This is a genomic window from Campylobacter sp. CNRCH_2016_0050h, from assembly GCF_025772605.1.
GTDB classification, from domain to species: domain Bacteria; phylum Campylobacterota; class Campylobacteria; order Campylobacterales; family Campylobacteraceae; genus Campylobacter_D; species Campylobacter_D lari_D.
On sequence record NZ_JAKMSK010000014.1, the window covers coordinates 21,161 to 38,279 of the forward strand.

The window sequence follows — 17,119 nt, forward strand, 5'->3', positions numbered from 1 at the left end:
ATTATAGCCAGAAAAAGTATGCAATTACTGCAAGTGCGATTGAGCAAAAGATATTTAATATAATCCCAACTTTTACCATTTCTTGTTGTTTAATATGTCCTGTACCAAAAACTATAGCATTTGGTGGTGTAGCAACTGGTAGCATGAAAGCACAAGAAGCACCAATAGCAATGATTAAAGCAAGTCCTAAAGCAGGAACACCTAAAGTATCTGCTATAGAGATAAATAAAGGCACAAGTAAGGCTGCTGAAGCAGTATTTGAGGTAAATTCAGTTAAAAATACTATAAAAAATGCCACAATTAAACCTATAATAAATAAATGTCCATTTTCTATAAATGAAATGATAGTATCAGCCATTACTTTACTAGCGCCAGAATCTCTTAATACTACACTTAGAGTGATGCCTCCACCAAAGAGCATTAATACACCCCAATCGGTATTTTTTTGTATATTTTTCCAATCAATTACTTTAAAAGCACATACTAAAACAGCAGCCAATAAAGCAATAATTGCATCAAGATTTGCTATTTTGTGTCCAAAAATACTTGTGATGATAGGACTGATATTACCACTAAAAATCCAAGATAGTGCGACGACTAAAAAGATTATTAAAGTGATGATTCTAGGTCTTGTAAGTTCTATATTTTCAGTATGTAAATCAACTTGTAGATTAAATTTAGGTTTAAACATAAAGTATAAAATTAAAATCATTGCAGGTAGGAAAATTAAAACAATAGGAATTCCGTATTTTAACCATTGTGCAAAAGTAATGTGTAATTGAGTGGCAACGATTGCATTTGGTGGAGTTCCTACTATGGTGCCTATACCACCTATACTCGCACTAAAAGCTATACCTAAAAGGATGAAAACATAAGTATTTCTATCTTTTTGCGGATCAAGTGAAGCTAACATACCTATAGCAAGCGGAAGCATCATAGCTGCTGTTGCGGTATTACTCATCCACATGGATAAAAATGCAGTAGTGATAAAAATATACAAACTAGAAAGGCCTAAATGCCCTTTTGCTAATGTTAAAATTTTATGTGCAATAAGTTTGTCTAATTTTTGATGATGCATAGCTGCGGCCAAAGCAAAACCACCAAAAAATAAAAAGATATTAGAATCAGCAAAACCTGTTAAAGCTTTAGCGGTGGGTAGTAATCCCAAAATAGCAGCTAAAACAGGTACTAAAATAGCTGTAATAGTAACATGCAAAGCCTCGCTAAGCCATAAAACGGCAATAAAAATTAACAAAGATAAACCTTGGTTTACTTTAGTTTCACCAAAAGGGGAAAAATAAAGCAAAGCGATAAATAACACTAAATCAGCAACGACTATAAGTGTTTTTGTATTTGAACTCATTTAACAACTCCTTTAAAATATTGCAGTTTTGTAACATATTCTAAATGAATTTTCTTTTAAATATCAATTTTTGTATAAAATTTTTTCAATAAAATTATTCTTGTGTGAAAAAAAGTAAGTTTTAGTAAAATTTATTTGTTTTTGGTATAATTTTTGCTAATTAAAAATCATAAAATAATAAAGATGATTCTAAGGAAAAAAAGATGTTAAAAAAAGTATTTGTATTTGTTTTAGCTTTATTTTTTAGTGCATGTGCTGTAAATTCTAAAAATCAAAGTGTTGCAAAAGTTAATGAGCTTATAAAAATTCAAGCACAATGTTATAATCCTTCTGATTCTAAAGCATATGAAGCAAAAATTAAAGGCCTTGTGTATATTAGTGATGTGGGACTTAAGTATTGCGCAAATAAAAGAACAATTGATAAAAGTGCTTCCTTAAAAAAAGTTTATATTCATAGGGTATATGATTTAAATGAGAATTTAAAATATTCTTCTTCTAATGGAAGTAATTATTACATCAATGAAAATTTCAACTATTATTTTTATGTGTTTTTAAAAGAAGAATTAGAAAATAGAGGTATAGTTGTAGTAGAAGATACACAAGATTCTCCTTATGTTTTAAGAGTAGATTTAAGTTTTAATGATTTTTATTCTAAATTTGATTCTAGTTCTTTATTTTCAATTATTGCTAGTCAATTGACACTAAAAGATATTAATACCAATAAAACTATTAATATTAAAACCAAACAAGAAGTTAAAGGTTTTTATAATATCAAAGATCTACCTTTTTTCACTCAGCTTCTTATAAAACAAGTGGCTAATAAATCTGCAGATATTATCAGCTCTTTGTGAGGTGTTTTAATTGCCATGGATTTTCCTTTGCGAGTTTTTGTCCAGCTTGCAAGGAAGAGCTTTTAGAATATTCTTTAGGTATAAGAGAACTTGAGGGAAATTTTAAAGTTTATTATTTTTATCAATATGAGCAAATTAAGCATTTGATTTATTTTAAACACAAATTTCAAGGCTATTTTGTTTTAAATGCTTTAGCAAAATTGAGTTTTGCTAAATTTGAGGATTTTTTCAACCATCTTGTAAAATTAATGCTATAGCTTTAGATGATAAAACATATAAAAATTACTCTCATACTGCTATTTTAACTAAATACTTAAATACTAAATTTATAAAACCTATGTATCACACCTTGCAAGCTAGTTCAGAATTTAAATATAGTGGTAAAAGTTTGAAATTTCGTAAAGATAATAAAAGATCTTATAAGCTTTTAAAGCGTCCAAAATATCCTGTAATTTTAGTAGATGATGTGATAACTACTGGATTAAGTTTATTAGAGGCAAAAGAGCTTTTAGAAAAAAATAATATTGAAGTGCTTTTTGCTTTAGTTTTGGCTAATGCAAAATTTGATACAATATAGGCATTAATTTTAAGGATTTTTATGGAAAATATTTTTACTAAAGATTCAGATATTGAAAATATAGATATAGAAAGTTCTATAAAAAGTAGTTATTTAGATTATTCTATGAGTGTTATTATAGGCCGTGCCTTACCTGATGCTAGAGATGGGCTTAAACCTGTTCATAGAAGAATTTTATATGCTATGAATGATTTAGGTGTTGGAAGTCGTAGTGCATACAAAAAATCAGCGCGTATAGTGGGTGATGTAATCGGTAAATATCATCCACATGGTGATACAGCTGTATATGATGCTTTAGTAAGAATGGCGCAAGATTTTTCTATGCGTTATCCAAGCGTAGATGGACAAGGAAACTTCGGTTCTATTGATGGCGATGGTGCTGCTGCGATGCGTTATACTGAAGCTAGGATGACGATTTTAGCTGAAGAACTTTTGCGTGATATAGAAAAAGATACGGTTGATTTTATACCAAATTATGATGATTCTATGAGTGAGCCTGATGTTTTACCTGCTAGGGTTCCAAATTTATTGCTTAATGGTTCAAGTGGTATTGCAGTGGGTATGGCTACTAATATTCCTCCGCATAGCTTAAATGAGCTTATTGATGGTTTGCTTTATTTAATTGATAATAAAAACGCAAGTTTAGAAGAAATAATGCAATTTATTAAAGGACCTGATTTTCCAACCGGTGGTATTATCTTTGGTAAAAAAGGTATTATAGAAGCATACCGCACAGGTCGTGGTAGGGTAAAAGTAAGAGCAAAGACCCATATAGAAAAAAGAGCTAATAAAGATATTATCGTTATAGATGAACTTCCTTATCAAACTAACAAAGCAAGATTAATAGAGCAAATCGCTGAACTTGCCAAAGAAAAACAAATTGAAGGTATTGCTGAAGTTAGAGATGAGAGTGATAGAGAAGGAATTCGCGTGGTAATTGAGCTAAAACGCGATGCTATGAGTGAGATTGTGTTAAATAATCTTTTTAAATCTACCACTATGGAAAGTACTTTTGGTGTGATTATGCTTGCTATACATAATAAAGAGCCAAAAGTTTTTTCTTTAATCGAGCTTTTAAATTTATTCTTAAATCATAGAAAAACTGTAATTATTAGAAGAACTATTTATGAGTTGCAAAAAGCTAGAGCTAGAGCACATATTTTAGAAGGTTTAAAAATTGCACTAGATAATATTGATGAAGTGATAGCTTTGATTAAAAACTCTCCTGACAACCCAACGGCTAAAAATTTATTAATGCAAAAATTTGGTCTAAGCGAGCTTCAATCTAATGCTATTTTAGATATGAAATTAGGCCGTTTAACAGGTCTTGAGAGAGAAAAAATTGATAACGAATTAAGAGAATTATTAGCAGAAATAGAGAGGCTTGATCAAATTTTAAAAAGCGAAACTTTGCTTGAAAATTTAATCAAAGATGAGTTAAAAGAAATCAGAACAAAATTTGATGTACCGAGAATCACTCAAATTGAAGATGACTATGATGATATTGATATAGAAGATTTAATACCAAATGAAAATATGGTAGTTACTATCACTCATCGTGGCTATATTAAGCGTGTTCCAAGTAAGCAATATGAAAAACAAAAACGCGGTGGTAAAGGCAAGGTTGCAGTTACAACTTATGATGATGATTTTATAGAAAGTTTCTTTACAGCAAATACACATGATACCTTGATGTTTGTTACTGATCGCGGACAGCTTTATTGGCTTAAGGTTTATAAAATTCCTGAAGGAAGTAGAACTGCTAAAGGCAAAGCTGTGGTTAATCTCATTAATCTACAAGCAGATGAAAAAATCATGGCAATTATTCCAACCACTGATTTTGATGAAAGTAAATCATTGTGTTTCTTTACTAAAAATGGTATCGTAAAACGCACAAATTTAAGTGAATATCAAAACATTAGAAGTGTGGGTGTAAAAGCGATTAATCTAGATGAAAATGATGAACTTGTTACTGCAATTATCGTAGCAAGGGATGAAAATGAAACTCAAGAACAAAATTATGAAGAAAATTTAGAAAATGAAATGCTTGAACCTAATGAAGAGCTTGATAATACTATCGTTGGTAAAATGCTTTTTGCGGTTACTAAAAAAGGTATGTGCATTAAATTCCCACTTGCTAAAGTTAGAGAGATTGGCCGTGTAAGTAGAGGGGTAACTGCGATTAAATTTAAAGAAAAAGATGATGAGGTTGTGGGTGCTGTTGTTATAGAAAATGACGCTCAAGAAATCTTAAGCGTAAGTGCAAAAGGTATAGGTAAGCGTACTGATGCTGGAGAATATAGACTTCAAAGTAGAGGTGGTAAGGGTGTTATTTGTATGAAACTTACTGCCAAAACAAAAGATTTAATCGGTATAGTCATAGTTGATGAAAGTATGGATTTAATGGCATTAACAAGCAGCGGTAAGATGATACGCGTTGATATGCAAAGCATTAGAAAAGCAGGTAGAAATACAAGTGGTGTAATTGTTGTTAATGTTGAAAATGATGAGGTTGTAAGCATTGCTAAGTGTCCTAAAGAAGAAGATGAGGAATTAGATGCTGAAACTAATATGGATTTAAATTTAGAATAGTAAAATTATTGGAATGCTTTTTGCTGTTTTAATAAAATCAAATAAATTGAAGGTGTAAAAAAATGAAAAAAGTTATTTTTATGTTTTGTTTAGCTTTGGGTTTTAGTGCTTGTGCACTAGATCAAAGAGGTGTGAATCCAAATCAGACTCAAGCAGCAAATTCTGATGTTGTGGTTCAAAAAGTTGATAAAGATGATGTGCGTAACATCATTAGAGAAGAAAAAATGCTTGCAAATGATACAAGCACAGACAATGATCTAACTTTTACAGCGGTGGGTGAGGGTATTGCTCCTTTAAATACGGTTTCAGTTGGCCAAGCTTTAGCTTTAGCTAAAAGAGCGGCAATTACCGATGCTTATAGACAATTAGCAAGTAAGTTGTATGGTGTCAGAGTTAATGGTAAAGATACAGTAAAAGATGCAATGCTTAAAAGCTCAACTATTACAGCACAGGTAAATGGTTTGATTAAAAATGCAAGTGTTGTAGATCAAGACTTTAAAGATGGTCTTTATAGAGTAAATGTAGAACTTAAAATTGATGCTGACAAGTGGAAAGAATTGTTTGCTTATTAATCCTCATAATTTTTAATGCTACTGCCCAAGATGAATTTATATTTTGGGCAGAACTTTCTAATAAAAATTTTATTCTTTATCATCAAAATGAAACTATTTCTATGGCTATGACTAAAAGTAAAAATAAAAATTTAGAATATGCTTGTGAGTTAGCATATACACCAAGTGATTTGAAATCTTTAATACGCAATGATTTTGGTATGGTGGCTGAAGAAAAGATGACAAAGCTGGATAAATTTAACTTTTTAAATGCTCACAAAAATGATTTAATTGATTGCTTTTTTAACTCAAAAATAGATGTAAAAGACTTTGTAAAAAGTGAACAAGCAAGTGCACAAAGTGAAACTTATGTGAGAATTTTGCCACTAAGATTTATAGTTGAATTTCATGATAATAGTGCCTTTGTATATTATCTTAAATAAATACAAAGCTTGCTTTTATAAAAATCAAGTTAAAATACTTAAAAAAGTATTAAGAGTAAAAGATGTATAAAAGTATCCCTCGTTATTTATTATTTAAATATCTGCGTTTTGATAAAGATCAACCCTTTATTATGCTTTCAAAAATTTTAGCCTTTTTAGGTGTAAGTATAGGACTTTGTGTGCTTTTAGTTGCAATGGCTATTATGAATGGCTTTGATAAAGAATTTGAGAGAAAACTTTTTACTATGAATTACCCTATCACTATATTACCGCGTTTTGGGGCAAATGTAGATGATAAATTGTTGCAAGAATTAAGAAGCAAATTTCCAAATTTATTATTTAGCCCTTATATTACTACTCAGGTTATAGCAAGAAATGATTTAAAATTGGAAGGCGGTATGCTTTTTGGGGTTAATTTTGAAGATGAAAAAAAGATCAATGAGGTAGTAGCTCAAGCTTTAGAAGATAAAAAATTAGATAATTTTGATATTTTAATTGGTAAGGGTTTAAAAGATGAATTTGGACTTGATTATAATGAAAAAATTACCTTAATTTTTTCCAATCTTAATGCAAGCGGATTTTCGCTTATTCCAAAAGTTAAAAGATTTGATGTTGTGGCTGATTTTTCTTCAGGTTTGTTAGCTTATGATAAAGCTTATATGTATACAGATGTAAAAGCTTTAGCTAAGATTTTGTCATATCCCCAAGGAAGTTATGATGGGGTACATGTATATTCAAATAAGCCTTTTGAGGATATTAAACAAATTGAAGCTTTCTTGGGTGCAAGATATGCTAGTATAGGCTGGTGGGAGCAAAATGGAAATTTCTTTGCAGCATTAGCTTTAGAAAAAAGAGCTTTGTTTATAGTATTGATGTTGATTATTTTGGTTGCAAGTTTAAATATAGTAAGTTCTTTATTAATGATAGTAATGAATCGTCGTAGCGAGATAGCTTTGCTGCTTTCTTTGGGAGCTAGTAAGTTAGAGATTAAAAAAACATTTTTTTCTTTAGGATTTTTGATAGGTGGAGGTGGTATCGTAGCAGGTGTGATACTTGCAGCTATTGCTTTGTGGATACTTGGAAATTTTGACATTATTTCTTTACCAAGTGATGTTTATGGCATGAGTAAGCTACCTTTGGAGCTTTCTTTTGTTGATTTTTGTACTACGATTTTTGGTGCTATTATGATTGTGAGCTTGTCTTCTTATTATCCTGCTAAAAAAGCAACACAAGTAGATATTTTAGACACTTTAAGAAACGAATAAATTGAAAAATTTATTCGTTTAAGAATTTTTGAATTTCATTGAAAAAGTTTTCATAACTGATATCTTTAATGGTTTTAATAAATTTTCCATTCTCATCAATCAAATAAAATTCGCCACTATGTGCTATAGAATATCCCATAGCAGAATCTTTAAGATTGATTTTTTCATATACTACGCCATAATTTTTAGTAACTTTTTCTAATTCTTTTTCATCTTTAGCAACCAATGCAGTTGAATTTGGGTAAAAATACTTAACCCATTGGCTAGTTTGAGTTAAGTTGCTATCTCTTGCTGGATCTAGTGAGATAAATATCACATGAGCTTTTTCTTTATTTGGCATTTTTTCTAAAACATTAGCAATCAAGGCAAGCTCACTAGGACAGACATCAGGACAATATGTATAGCCAAAATATACAATTAGTTTTTTACCGATAAAATCTTTTAGACTAAGTATGCCTTTTTCAGAATTTAAGTGAAAATTGTATTTGTTGTTTTCAAAATACTGCACAGATATAAAAAATATTCCAAAAATTACCACAATTAATAAAAAAATATTTATTTTTTTCATATTTTACCTCTTTACATCAAAGTCAAAATAAAAACCTAGTGGAGTTTCATCATCAAAAAGCTCTATTCTAAAACGCATTATATCTAGAGTGCAAGAACTTAAAACTAATTTAGCATGATAAGTATTGTTTATTTTTTTAAATTGTGGAACAATATCTCCCATATACATATTAAGTCCATAAACCCTAGCATTAAGTTTTTTAAACTCACCTAAATTGGTAATATTTAAATCAAGCTCATTTAATGTAGTAATAGGCTTTGGATTTAAATTTACTAAGACTTTTTTATCCTTAAAATTGTATTCACATTCTTGAATGTTTAGATCACATGTTAGAGGTGTTAAAGTGGTAATTAATTCTCTCTTTTTCCCGGTATTTGATGAATTGGTGTAAAAATAAGCCCCGCATATAGCAAAGACTATAGCTAAGGCAAAGACAAGTAGATTTTTCATTATTTTTTAATGCTTCTTGACTTGATATCTTTTAGTTCAATTGTGCTATTATCATCAAAATAAAGAGTTAGATTGGCCTTTGTTTGCGGTGTGATATTTTCTTTGAGATTTAGTATCATAATGTGCATCCCACCAGGTTTAAGTTCGGTGCTTGAATTAGCTTTTATTGTGATTTGAGGAATTTGAACCATCATTTTTTTACCATCTTTCATAATATGATCATGAATTTCAGCTGTATCGCTTAATGAACTTTGAGCTTTTATGAGTTTAATATCTTTGTTGGAGTTGTTTTTAAGTTCTAAAAAAAATGCCGTTGTTTTAGAATTAGGTGGAGTTTGTCTTACATAAGGATCATTTATAGTAATTTGATTTGAAAAAGCAAAAGTGCCTAATATGGCTAAACTAAGTAATTTTTTCATTATTTTTCCTTTTTTGTTTTTGGTTATTTGTAAACATTATACACGGAAAAAATTAAAAATATATTTATTGTAAAAATATTATAATTAGCTCTTTGTTGTTTTAATTTTTAATAGAAAGGTGAAAATTGTTTAAAATTATATTAGCATTGTTTAGTTTGGCTGTGTTTGCAAATGCAAATAATCTTGCAAAAATTTATCTAAACGAAGGTATTGATGCGGTTGAAAGGGTATTGGAGCAAGAGTTAAGTAAAAAAGATTTTTGGCTTGATGAGATAAAAGACAAAAATATTAGTTTAGGATATTATGAGGAAAATGTTGCAATAGTTTTAACAAATAAAAGTGATAAAATTATTAGAGTTTATCACTACAATGATGGAAAAGTAGAAAAGAAATTTATCCAAAGGGATGTTTTAACAGGTTTAGCTGGAGATAAAGAAGTAGAAGGAGATTTAAAAACTCCAATAGGTTTTTACGAACTTGGAAAGAAATTTTATCCTGGTGATCCATATTATGGCCCATTTGCATTTGCAACAACTTACCCAAATGTTTTAGATAAAACTTTGGGTAAAACAGGTGGTGGTATTTGGATTCATGGCTATCCTTTAGATGGAACACGCTTGGATACTTATAAAACTAGAGGTTGTATTGCTGTGCATAATGATTTATTGGAAGATTTTAATAAATTAGTAGCTGATAGAAAATCTTATGCAATGACAGAAGAGAAAAATAAAGTAAGAGCAACTCATGATGAAATAGCGATTTTACTAGCTAATTTATTTGCCTGGAAAGATAGTTGGCAAAAAAGTGATATAAATAAATATTTATCTTTTTATGATAAAAAAATTTTTAAACATAATAATAAATCCACTTATGAGCAATTTGCAAAAAATAAAGAAAGAATTTTTGCAAAGAGAGAAAAAAAGAGCATTAAATTTTCAGATCTTAGCATAAGTCCTTATCCAAATGATAAAAATGAGAAAATTTTTAGAATAGGATTTTATGAAGACTATCGTAGTACTAACTATAAATTCAAAGGAGAAAAAGTCCTTTATGTTAAGCTAGTTGAAGATAAAATGCAAATTTTAGCTGAACAATAATGGCATATATAAAAATTGATCGTTTGGCTTATGAGTATAATCTTGACTTGATAGCCTCTAAAGCAGGAGGTTATCAAAAAGTAATATGTGTTTTTAAAGATAATGCTTATGGACATGGAGCTAAGCTTTTAGCTCCTATAGCTAGAGCAAAAGGTATAAATTTTATAGCGGTAAAAAATGAAGCTGAAGCAAAAGAGCTTGAAGATATTTTTGATAATATTTTAATTCTATCCCATCATCCACATGGCAATGAAAGTGAAAAATTTATTTATGCTTTAAATGATAAAAATGATATTAAAAAATTCAAGCAAAATATAAAAATTCATTTAGTTGTAGATACAAATATGCATAGAAATGGAATTATATCTGAAGAAATTCAAGAAGTGATACAAGAACTACAAAGTAATAATTTAATACTTCATGGAGTGATGATGCACTTTGCAGGAAGTGATGAAATAGATGCTAGTTATTTTGTGCAAAAACAAAAATTTAAACAAGCTAAAGAGCTAATATATACTTTGCTTTGTGATGAAGCTAAAAAGCTTATATTTCATTCACATAATTCTGAAGCATTATTTAGAGCAAGCGAGCTTGGGTGTGATGAGTATTGTAGAGTAGGGCTTGTGCAATTTGGCTATGCACATTTTAATAAAGACTTACGCAAAGTTTTAAGTTTATGGGCTGAAAAATTAAGCCAAAGAGTGTTGAAAAAAGGTCAAAGTGTTGGTTATGGTGGTGTATATAATGCAAAAGAAGATCTTGAAATAGCAACTTATGATTTAGGTTATGCAGATGGGCTTTTGCGTTATGATGGAAAACAAGATTTTTTTCTTCCTAATGGTAAGAAATTGCTTGGAAAAATGTCTATGGATAGTTTTTCTTGTGAGAATGATGAAGATGAAATTTGTGTTTTAAATGATGCAAATATTATGGCTAGTTTTTTTAATACTATCAACTATGAAATTTTAGTCAAACTTTCTCCAAATTTGAAAAGAATTTTAGTTTAAGATAAAAAGTGTTAATATATCTAAAGAAAGGGCAAATATGGCATTTTTAAATTGGGCTATTTTAATTTTATTTTTATTTATAGTATTTTTATTGATAAATCGTTACGAGAGAAAAATAAAAATTTTATATAAAAATATTGAAATCTTGAAAAACGAGTGTAAAAAAAATAGTGAAAATATAGAAAAAAATAGAATTTTAATAGAAAAAAATAGATCAAATATCGAAGATATAAAAATTCAAGATTAATTTTTATCTTGAAGTATTTTTGCTATCAATTCTAATGGATGTAAAAAATGCGTGGAGGATTTTTCATGCTCTAATGCGTTTGAAATTTGCATTCTACAAGCTGAACATTCTGCACTGATAATTTCCACATTGCTTTTTTGTATATTTTGAGCTTTTTTTATACCAACTTGCAAAGCTTTTTCATAGTGATCAGTTTGCATACTAACACCACCAAAACCACAGCATTCATTTGAGTTAATAAGTTCTTTGAAAGTATAGTTTTGTTTAAGCAAGGCTCTAGGTTCTTTAAAAACACCTTGCATTTTTCTTGCATGACAAGGATCGTGGTATGCAATTTTTGTCTTTAATTTTTTCTTTGTTTTTAAAAGCTCTTCTAGTTTAGTATATTCATAAAAATATTTTGTTGCAAGTAGTATTTTACTAGAAATATTTTTAGCTCTTATAGTCCATTCTTCATCTTTTTGCATGTGGAAAAAATGTTCATAGTCTATATTAATCATCGCAGAACAGGTTGCTTCGGGGATAATGATATAATCTAGAGTTTTTAATTTTTCTTCAAAATAAACGATATTTTTTTTAGCTAAAATTTCTACACTTTTAAAATCTCCAGTAAAATAATGAGGAGCACCGCAACAAGATTGATCTTTTAGTAAATCTACATTGATTTTAAGATGTTTACAAATTTCAAGCAAAGCAAAACCCGTATTTATATAAGAGTAATTTGACAAGCAGCCTATAAAAAGTCCTATGGTTTTTTCACCTTGATTATTTATGAAATCAGGATTAGAAGCTAGAAAGCTTTTTTTAGCTAAAGAAGGAAGCAAGCGATCTTTTTTAATTAAAGGTAGGTTAAATTTAGCTTTCATTCCCAAATTTTTATGTTGTAAACTAAAAGCACAGCTTTGGAAAACATAACCAAATCTTGCTAAAATATCTAGAATTTTTCTGCGTCTTAGAAAAAAGAAAGCAAGTTTTTTGTACCAAGCAATGCCAAATTTTTGTGCTATATCGTAACGCACTTTTTCAATAGCACTATCCACTCTTAAATGGCTTGGACAAACTTCAACGCAATTTGTACACAAAAAACATGATTCAAATATTTTTTTAAGATTTTTATCAAGCTCTAGTTCTTGGTTTTCATAAGCACTGATTAAATCTAAAAAGCCACGAGGGGAAGTACTTTCATCGCGATTTATTTCATGTATGGTGCAAACTGGTATGCATTTTCCACATTTTACGCAAGCATTAGAAATTTCATTAACATTTAACATATTAAACCGTTTTAGAGAAAACTTTTTTATCTTCGCTAATGCGTTTTAAATATTTATCAAAACACATAGCAATATTACGGATTAAAAGCACTCCTGTTTCATTAACTTTGATATGAGTTTTATCTATGTTGATAAATTCATTAAGTTTTTGGAGTTCTTCTAAATCTTGCTTAAAATATTCAAAAAAATCAATCTTAAATTTACTTTCAATATTTTTTATATTAAGAGCAAAATTACTCATAAGTTCCATAATAACAGCTTTTCTTAGTTCATCATCATCATCAAGCATGATACCTTTTTCGCAAGGCAATCGACCTTCATCGATAGCCTTTTTGTAGCTTGGCATATCTTTGAAATTTTGCATATAGTGTCTTTTACCTTCGCCTATACTTGTTAGGCCAATCCCGATTAAATCAGTTCCGCCTTTTGTAGTATAGCCTTGGAAATTTCTATGCAAACTACCATTTTCTAAGGCTTTAAAAAGTTCATCTTGTGGCTTTGCAAAATGATCCATTCCTATCATTTTATAACCATTTTGAGTTAAAAATTTTTCACAATATTCTAAAATTTGAAGTTTTACATCAGGACTTGGTAGAGTGTTTTCGTCAAATTTTCTCATATTTTTTTTAAGCCAAGGCACATGTGCATAATTAAAAATAGCAAAGCGATCGGGATTAATCAGCAGTGCTTTTTCTAAAGTTTGCTTAAAACTTTCTAGACTTTGATAAGGAAGGCCATAAATTAAATCCATATTTACTGAATTTATCCCTTTTTTTCTTACCATATCTACTGCATTTTTGGTAAGTTCAAAAGGTTGAATTCTATGAATTTCCTTTTGAACCTTTTCGTTAAAATCTTGCACACCAAAACTAATACGGTTGAAGCCATTTTGAATTAAAACATCAGCTTGTTCTTCATTTAAGAATCTAGGATCAATTTCACAACTTACTTCACTATCTTGGGTAAAATTTGGAAAAATGCTTTTTATTTTAAAAATCAAACTTTGCAATTGTTTAGCAGAAAAAAAAGTAGGTGTACCACCACCAAAATGCATTTGAGCTACTTCTCTTTGTGTGTCAATGATATTTGCTAAAAGATCAAGTTCTTTAAAAAGATAATTTAAATACCTTTCTTTACTTTCTTCTTTTGCGGTATATATTACATTGCAACCGCAAAAATAACAAGCACTCCTGCAAAAAGGCAAATGAAAATATAAAGATAATTGCGCTGTTTGTTGTTTTAAAATTTTTATATAGTCTTCATATTTAAAATGGGTGTTAAATTCTACCGCAGTAGGATAAGAAGTGTATCTAGGTCCTGCTTTGGAGTATTTAACAAAATTTTTATAATCTCTCATTTTTTGCCTTTTTGCATCATTTCTTTCATGTTTATAAATAAGTTAGGATGTTTTGTATGAATATTGCTGATTAATTGATCTAAATCAATATTAACTTCTTTTATACCTTTGGAAACTTGATGTTTAATCTCATCCATTGCGACTGTCCATACATCATTAAAGTCAATAGGAATTTGTTGATAGATAGCCTTTTCTAGTTTAAGTTCAAAATTATCCTTTTGTATCTTTTTGGCACTTTGTAAAAACTCAATCAGAGTTTTTACAGAAAACATAGTTTTAACTTCATCATTTTCATCTACTATAAACCATGGTTCGGGTGCTAAATTATGGCCATTTTTTAGACTTAACTTTTTTTCTTTATCGTTAATGTGGGTTAGATGAAATATAGTTTGATTGTGTTTTTCTATGCCCAAATGATTAGATAATTCATTGATTACATCTTGAGAGCTTTTTTTGCTTAGACTATTCAATCTCACTCCTTATTTGTTAATAATTTTGCAATTTCTTTTGCATGATAAGTTATGATAAGCTTAGCTCCAGCTCTTTTAAAAGCAAGCATAGTTTCAAGCACTATTTTTTCATAGTCAATCACACCTGCTTTTTGACCTGCTTTTAGCAGAGCATATTCCCCGCTTACATTATACACACAAAGTGGAAGTTTAGAATGATTTGCTATATCTTTTACTACATCTAAATACGCAAGTGCTGGTTTTACCATTAAGATGTCAGCACCTTGTTTTTCATCTTCTAAGCTCTCACATAAGGCTTCTTTACCATTGGCAAAATCCATTTGATAGGTTTTTCTATCTCCATAACTTGGTGCAGAATCAGCCACATCTCTAAAAGGCCCATAATAGGCTGAAGCAAATTTAGTAGAATAAGCCATAATAGGTAAATTTTCAAAACCATTTTCATCTAAAGTTTTTCTTAAAGTTTCAATAATACCATCCATCATGCCGCTTGGTGCTATCATATCTGCACCGTTTTTAGCATGAATTAGAGCTTGTTTGGCTGAAATTTCTAAAGTTAAATCATTATCTACGCTTTTACTTTTTGGATCAATAATACCACAATGCCCATGATCAGTATACTCACAAAAACAAAGATCGGTAATTACTACCAAATCAGGAAATTTTGCTTTAATAGCTCTTAGACTTGTAGCAATCAAGCCATCATCGCTTAATGCATCACTTCCACAACTATCTTTTTTGGAACTTTCTAACACACCGAATAAAATAATCGCTTTAATACCAAGATTAATTAACTCCTCACATTCTTTTAAAATTTCATCTAAGCTCATTTGAAACACACCTGGCATAGACGTGATTTCATTTTTAATATTAGCACCATTGATAACAAAAAGTGGATAGATTAAATCATCTAAATTTAAGGTATTTTCTTTTACTAAGCTTCTAATATTCTCATTAAGTCTTAATCTTCTAAAGCGTTTAAACATAAATTTCCTTTTTGTTTGTTAAAATTGTTTAAATTCTAGCATATTTTTTATAAAAAAGGTAAAGTAAAGTAATGACTATTCAAATTTCTGAAATAGCAAAACTCCCCACTCGTTTTGGGGAATTTAATATACAAAGTTTTAAAGAAAATGATAAAGAACATCTTTGTATTTTTAAAGGAAAATTGGAAAAAGAAGTTAATATTAGAATCCATTCAGAATGTTTAACAGGGGATGTTTTGGGAAGCTTAAAATGTGATTGTGGAGAACAGCTTGATTTTTCTTTAAAATACATTCAAGAGCATGGTGGTATGGTAATTTATCTAAGGCAAGAAGGAAGAGGTATAGGACTTTTTAATAAAATTAATGCTTATGCTTTGCAAGATAAGGGTTTTAATACCATAGAAGCAAATCATCAATTAGGTTTTAAGGCAGATGAGCGTAGTTATGAAATAGTAGAATTTATACTTAAGCATTATAAGATTTCTAAAATTAACCTTTTAACTAATAATCCTGAAAAACTAAATTCATTAAAAGAAAAAATTAATTTAAGAGTACCTATTTTAATAAAAGCAAATCGTTTTAATAAAGATTATTTAGAAATTAAATATACACAAATGGGACATCTAAATTGAAAAAATACGAAGAGCAATTAAATTTTTTAAAAAATTTTGCAAATAAAGATGATTTTTTTAAAAAAATCACGCTCTATAAAGAGTTGTTAGAAAAATTTAATGCTGTGCATAATTTAACTCATTTTGAAAATATAGATGAAAATATTATTGATAGTGTTAAAATTTTAGATTTTTATGATTTGAGTAATAAAAAAAAGATCATTGATATTGGAAGCGGGGCTGGTTTTCCTGCATTATTTTTAGCTTGTATTTTGCAAGATAATGAATTTTTTCTTTTTGAGCCTAGCGCTAAAAAGGCCTCATTTTTAAGGGTGGTTAAAACTGAACTTAATTTGATAAATGTAAATATCATAAAAGAAAAATTACAAAACTATCCACCTTTTAAAGTAGATTTAATTACTTCAAGAGCTTTAATGGATGTAAAACCTTTGGTAGAAATTTCAAATGGTTTTTATGATAAAAATACTTTATTTTTGCTTTATAAAGGAAGTGAAGTTTATGATGAATTGCAAGAATTGAAAGATTATCAAATTTTTAATCAAGGCTTTAGGAATTATTGTCTTTTAAAGATAAAGGAAAAACTATGTTAATTTTTGGACATCCTTTGATAAATATGCAAAAATTTAGTTATTTTGAAAATATTTTTATCAAAACAAATGTAAATTGTTTTAATTATAATGAACAAAATATAAAAAGTGCAAAAGAGGAAAAAATAGATTTTGCTATATATGCCAAGAATGAGGAAGAAATTTTACTTTCTAATGCACTAGGAGCAAAATATATTTTAATAGAAGATGAGAGATTGGCAAAAATTGCCTCAAAAATGGCTGAGTTTTATATGTTTGACTCTAAAATTTTATTTTTACTTGATGTTTTAGATAATAATTTAAAAAAAGCTTATGAGCTAAGCGTTGATGGAGTTTGTTTAAAATCTTATATCACTCAAACTAAACCCATTAAGGGTTTAGTTTAA

At 29.0% G+C, this 17,119-nt stretch carries 18 protein-coding genes and 2 pseudogenes; 12 read left to right on the forward strand and 8 right to left on the reverse strand.

Features of this window, described 5'->3' with window-relative positions:
- Position 1 precedes the first annotated feature (1 nt).
- A complete protein-coding gene (locus tag L8X28_RS07185; protein ID WP_133319807.1) occupies positions 2–1,363 on the reverse strand; it encodes a DASS family sodium-coupled anion symporter in 1,362 nt (453 codons plus the stop codon).
- A 203-nt stretch (positions 1,364–1,566) separates the two neighbouring features.
- Here L8X28_RS07185 and mapA point away from each other — a divergent pair, with 203 nt between their 5' ends.
- The 6 genes and pseudogenes from mapA to L8X28_RS07215 all read left to right on the forward strand — a co-directional run bounded on the left by mapA (position 1,567) and on the right by L8X28_RS07215 (position 7,642).
- On the forward strand, positions 1,567–2,214 hold the full coding sequence (gene mapA, locus L8X28_RS07190) for an outer membrane lipoprotein MapA (protein WP_133319808.1): 648 nt from the start codon (positions 1,567–1,569) through the stop codon (positions 2,212–2,214).
- Positions 2,211–2,791, forward strand: a pseudogene (locus L8X28_RS07195) (ComF family protein). Before mapA ends, L8X28_RS07195 begins: the two are co-directional and overlap by 4 nt.
- Positions 2,792–2,812: 21 nt before the next feature.
- Entirely contained in the window at positions 2,813–5,383 is a 2,571-nt protein-coding gene (gyrA, locus tag L8X28_RS07200) for a DNA gyrase subunit A (RefSeq protein ID WP_258107955.1), read from the forward strand.
- Between the two features lie 62 nt (positions 5,384–5,445).
- Positions 5,446–5,955: an LPP20 family lipoprotein gene (locus tag L8X28_RS07205; protein ID WP_133319811.1), complete on the forward strand. Its 510-nt coding sequence runs from the start codon at positions 5,446–5,448 to the stop codon at positions 5,953–5,955.
- On the forward strand, positions 5,931–6,377 hold the full coding sequence (locus tag L8X28_RS07210) for a hypothetical protein (RefSeq protein WP_133319812.1): 447 nt from the start codon (positions 5,931–5,933) through the stop codon (positions 6,375–6,377). The genes L8X28_RS07205 and L8X28_RS07210 overlap by 25 nt, the downstream gene beginning before the upstream one ends.
- Positions 6,378–6,439: 62 nt before the next feature.
- Positions 6,440–7,642 carry an ABC transporter permease gene (locus L8X28_RS07215; protein ID WP_263665932.1) on the forward strand — a complete coding sequence of 401 codons (1,203 nt, stop codon included), beginning with the start codon at positions 6,440–6,442 and terminating at the stop codon, positions 7,640–7,642.
- Positions 7,643–7,652: 10 nt separating this feature from the next.
- Here L8X28_RS07215 and L8X28_RS07220 read toward each other — a convergent pair whose 3' ends face one another.
- Genes L8X28_RS07220 through L8X28_RS07230 form a run of 3 tightly spaced genes read right to left on the reverse strand, consistent with a single transcriptional unit; the run spans position 7,653 to position 9,079 of the window.
- The gene (locus L8X28_RS07220; RefSeq protein WP_263665933.1) at positions 7,653–8,210 is read right to left on the reverse strand and encodes an SCO family protein; all 558 of its coding nucleotides are present in this window, start codon (positions 8,208–8,210) and stop codon (positions 7,653–7,655) included.
- 3 nt (positions 8,211–8,213) lie between these two features.
- Positions 8,214–8,660 (reverse strand): hypothetical protein, encoded by a 447-nt coding sequence (locus tag L8X28_RS07225; protein WP_133319815.1) that lies wholly within the window; start codon positions 8,658–8,660, stop codon positions 8,214–8,216.
- The gene (locus L8X28_RS07230) at positions 8,660–9,079 is read right to left on the reverse strand and encodes a copper chaperone PCu(A)C (protein ID WP_263665935.1); all 420 of its coding nucleotides are present in this window, start codon (positions 9,077–9,079) and stop codon (positions 8,660–8,662) included. The genes L8X28_RS07225 and L8X28_RS07230 overlap by 1 nt, the downstream gene beginning before the upstream one ends.
- Before the next feature lie 125 nt (positions 9,080–9,204).
- On the opposite strand from L8X28_RS07230, the gene L8X28_RS07235 reads away from it, so the two are divergent.
- Genes L8X28_RS07235 through L8X28_RS07245 form a run of 3 tightly spaced genes read left to right on the forward strand, consistent with a single transcriptional unit; the run spans position 9,205 to position 11,430 of the window.
- Positions 9,205–10,176, forward strand: a complete 972-nt coding sequence (locus tag L8X28_RS07235) for a L,D-transpeptidase family protein (protein ID WP_133319817.1) — start codon at positions 9,205–9,207, stop codon at positions 10,174–10,176.
- Positions 10,176–11,183, forward strand: coding sequence for an alanine racemase (locus L8X28_RS07240; protein WP_263665936.1), 1,008 nt, complete (start codon positions 10,176–10,178; stop codon positions 11,181–11,183). Before L8X28_RS07235 ends, L8X28_RS07240 begins: the two co-directional genes overlap by 1 nt.
- A gap of 37 nt (positions 11,184–11,220) precedes the next feature.
- Entirely contained in the window at positions 11,221–11,430 is a 210-nt protein-coding gene (locus tag L8X28_RS07245; RefSeq protein ID WP_133319819.1) for a hypothetical protein, read from the forward strand.
- Here L8X28_RS07245 and L8X28_RS07250 read toward each other — a convergent pair.
- The 4 genes and pseudogenes from L8X28_RS07250 to hemB all read right to left on the reverse strand — a co-directional run bounded on the left by L8X28_RS07250 (position 11,427) and on the right by hemB (position 15,514).
- Positions 11,427–12,701, reverse strand: a complete 1,275-nt coding sequence (locus tag L8X28_RS07250) for a (Fe-S)-binding protein (RefSeq protein ID WP_263665937.1) — start codon at positions 12,699–12,701, stop codon at positions 11,427–11,429. The two genes, L8X28_RS07245 and L8X28_RS07250, sit on opposite strands and share 4 nt — an antisense overlap.
- 1 nt (position 12,702) lies before the next feature.
- Positions 12,703–14,058 carry an oxygen-independent coproporphyrinogen III oxidase gene (hemN, locus tag L8X28_RS07255; RefSeq protein WP_263665938.1) on the reverse strand — a complete coding sequence of 452 codons (1,356 nt, stop codon included), beginning with the start codon at positions 14,056–14,058 and terminating at the stop codon, positions 12,703–12,705.
- Positions 14,045–14,528 (reverse strand): annotated as a pseudogene (locus L8X28_RS07260) (DUF2603 domain-containing protein). The gene hemN and the pseudogene L8X28_RS07260 overlap by 14 nt, the downstream one beginning before the upstream one ends.
- A gap of 2 nt (positions 14,529–14,530) precedes the next feature.
- Positions 14,531–15,514 (reverse strand): porphobilinogen synthase, encoded by a 984-nt coding sequence (gene hemB / locus L8X28_RS07265; protein ID WP_133319823.1) that lies wholly within the window; start codon positions 15,512–15,514, stop codon positions 14,531–14,533.
- Between the two features lie 71 nt (positions 15,515–15,585).
- On the opposite strand from hemB, the gene ribA reads away from it, so the two are divergent.
- From ribA to L8X28_RS07280, 3 genes are read left to right on the forward strand one after another with little or no spacing between them, the layout of a single operon-like run.
- Positions 15,586–16,146: a GTP cyclohydrolase II gene (gene ribA / locus L8X28_RS07270; RefSeq protein WP_220567283.1), complete on the forward strand. Its 561-nt coding sequence runs from the start codon at positions 15,586–15,588 to the stop codon at positions 16,144–16,146.
- Positions 16,143–16,736 (forward strand): 16S rRNA (guanine(527)-N(7))-methyltransferase RsmG, encoded by a 594-nt coding sequence (rsmG, locus tag L8X28_RS07275; protein ID WP_263665062.1) that lies wholly within the window; start codon positions 16,143–16,145, stop codon positions 16,734–16,736. The genes ribA and rsmG overlap by 4 nt, the downstream gene beginning before the upstream one ends.
- On the forward strand, positions 16,730–17,119 hold the full coding sequence (locus tag L8X28_RS07280) for a hypothetical protein (RefSeq protein WP_263665939.1): 390 nt from the start codon (positions 16,730–16,732) through the stop codon (positions 17,117–17,119). The genes rsmG and L8X28_RS07280 overlap by 7 nt, the downstream gene beginning before the upstream one ends.

Coding starts and splice junctions, on each gene's coding strand:
- L8X28_RS07185 (WP_133319807.1), bottom strand. CDS start 1,363: ATGAGTTCAAATACAAAAACACTTATAGTCGTTGCTGATTTAGTGTTA.
- mapA (WP_133319808.1), top strand. CDS start 1,567: ATGTTAAAAAAAGTATTTGTATTTGTTTTAGCTTTATTTTTTAGTGCA.
- gyrA (WP_258107955.1), top strand. CDS start 2,813: ATGGAAAATATTTTTACTAAAGATTCAGATATTGAAAATATAGATATA.
- L8X28_RS07205 (WP_133319811.1), top strand. CDS start 5,446: ATGAAAAAAGTTATTTTTATGTTTTGTTTAGCTTTGGGTTTTAGTGCT.
- L8X28_RS07215 (WP_263665932.1), top strand. CDS start 6,440: ATGTATAAAAGTATCCCTCGTTATTTATTATTTAAATATCTGCGTTTT.
- L8X28_RS07220 (WP_263665933.1), bottom strand. CDS start 8,210: ATGAAAAAAATAAATATTTTTTTATTAATTGTGGTAATTTTTGGAATA.
- L8X28_RS07225 (WP_133319815.1), bottom strand. CDS start 8,660: ATGAAAAATCTACTTGTCTTTGCCTTAGCTATAGTCTTTGCTATATGC.
- L8X28_RS07230 (WP_263665935.1), bottom strand. CDS start 9,079: ATGAAAAAATTACTTAGTTTAGCCATATTAGGCACTTTTGCTTTTTCA.
- L8X28_RS07240 (WP_263665936.1), top strand. CDS start 10,176: ATGGCATATATAAAAATTGATCGTTTGGCTTATGAGTATAATCTTGAC.
- L8X28_RS07245 (WP_133319819.1), top strand. CDS start 11,221: ATGGCATTTTTAAATTGGGCTATTTTAATTTTATTTTTATTTATAGTA.
- L8X28_RS07250 (WP_263665937.1), bottom strand. CDS start 12,701: ATGTTAAATGTTAATGAAATTTCTAATGCTTGCGTAAAATGTGGAAAA.
- hemN (WP_263665938.1), bottom strand. CDS start 14,058: ATGAGAGATTATAAAAATTTTGTTAAATACTCCAAAGCAGGACCTAGA.
- hemB (WP_133319823.1), bottom strand. CDS start 15,514: ATGTTTAAACGCTTTAGAAGATTAAGACTTAATGAGAATATTAGAAGC.
- ribA (WP_220567283.1), top strand. CDS start 15,586: ATGACTATTCAAATTTCTGAAATAGCAAAACTCCCCACTCGTTTTGGG.
- L8X28_RS07280 (WP_263665939.1), top strand. CDS start 16,730: ATGTTAATTTTTGGACATCCTTTGATAAATATGCAAAAATTTAGTTAT.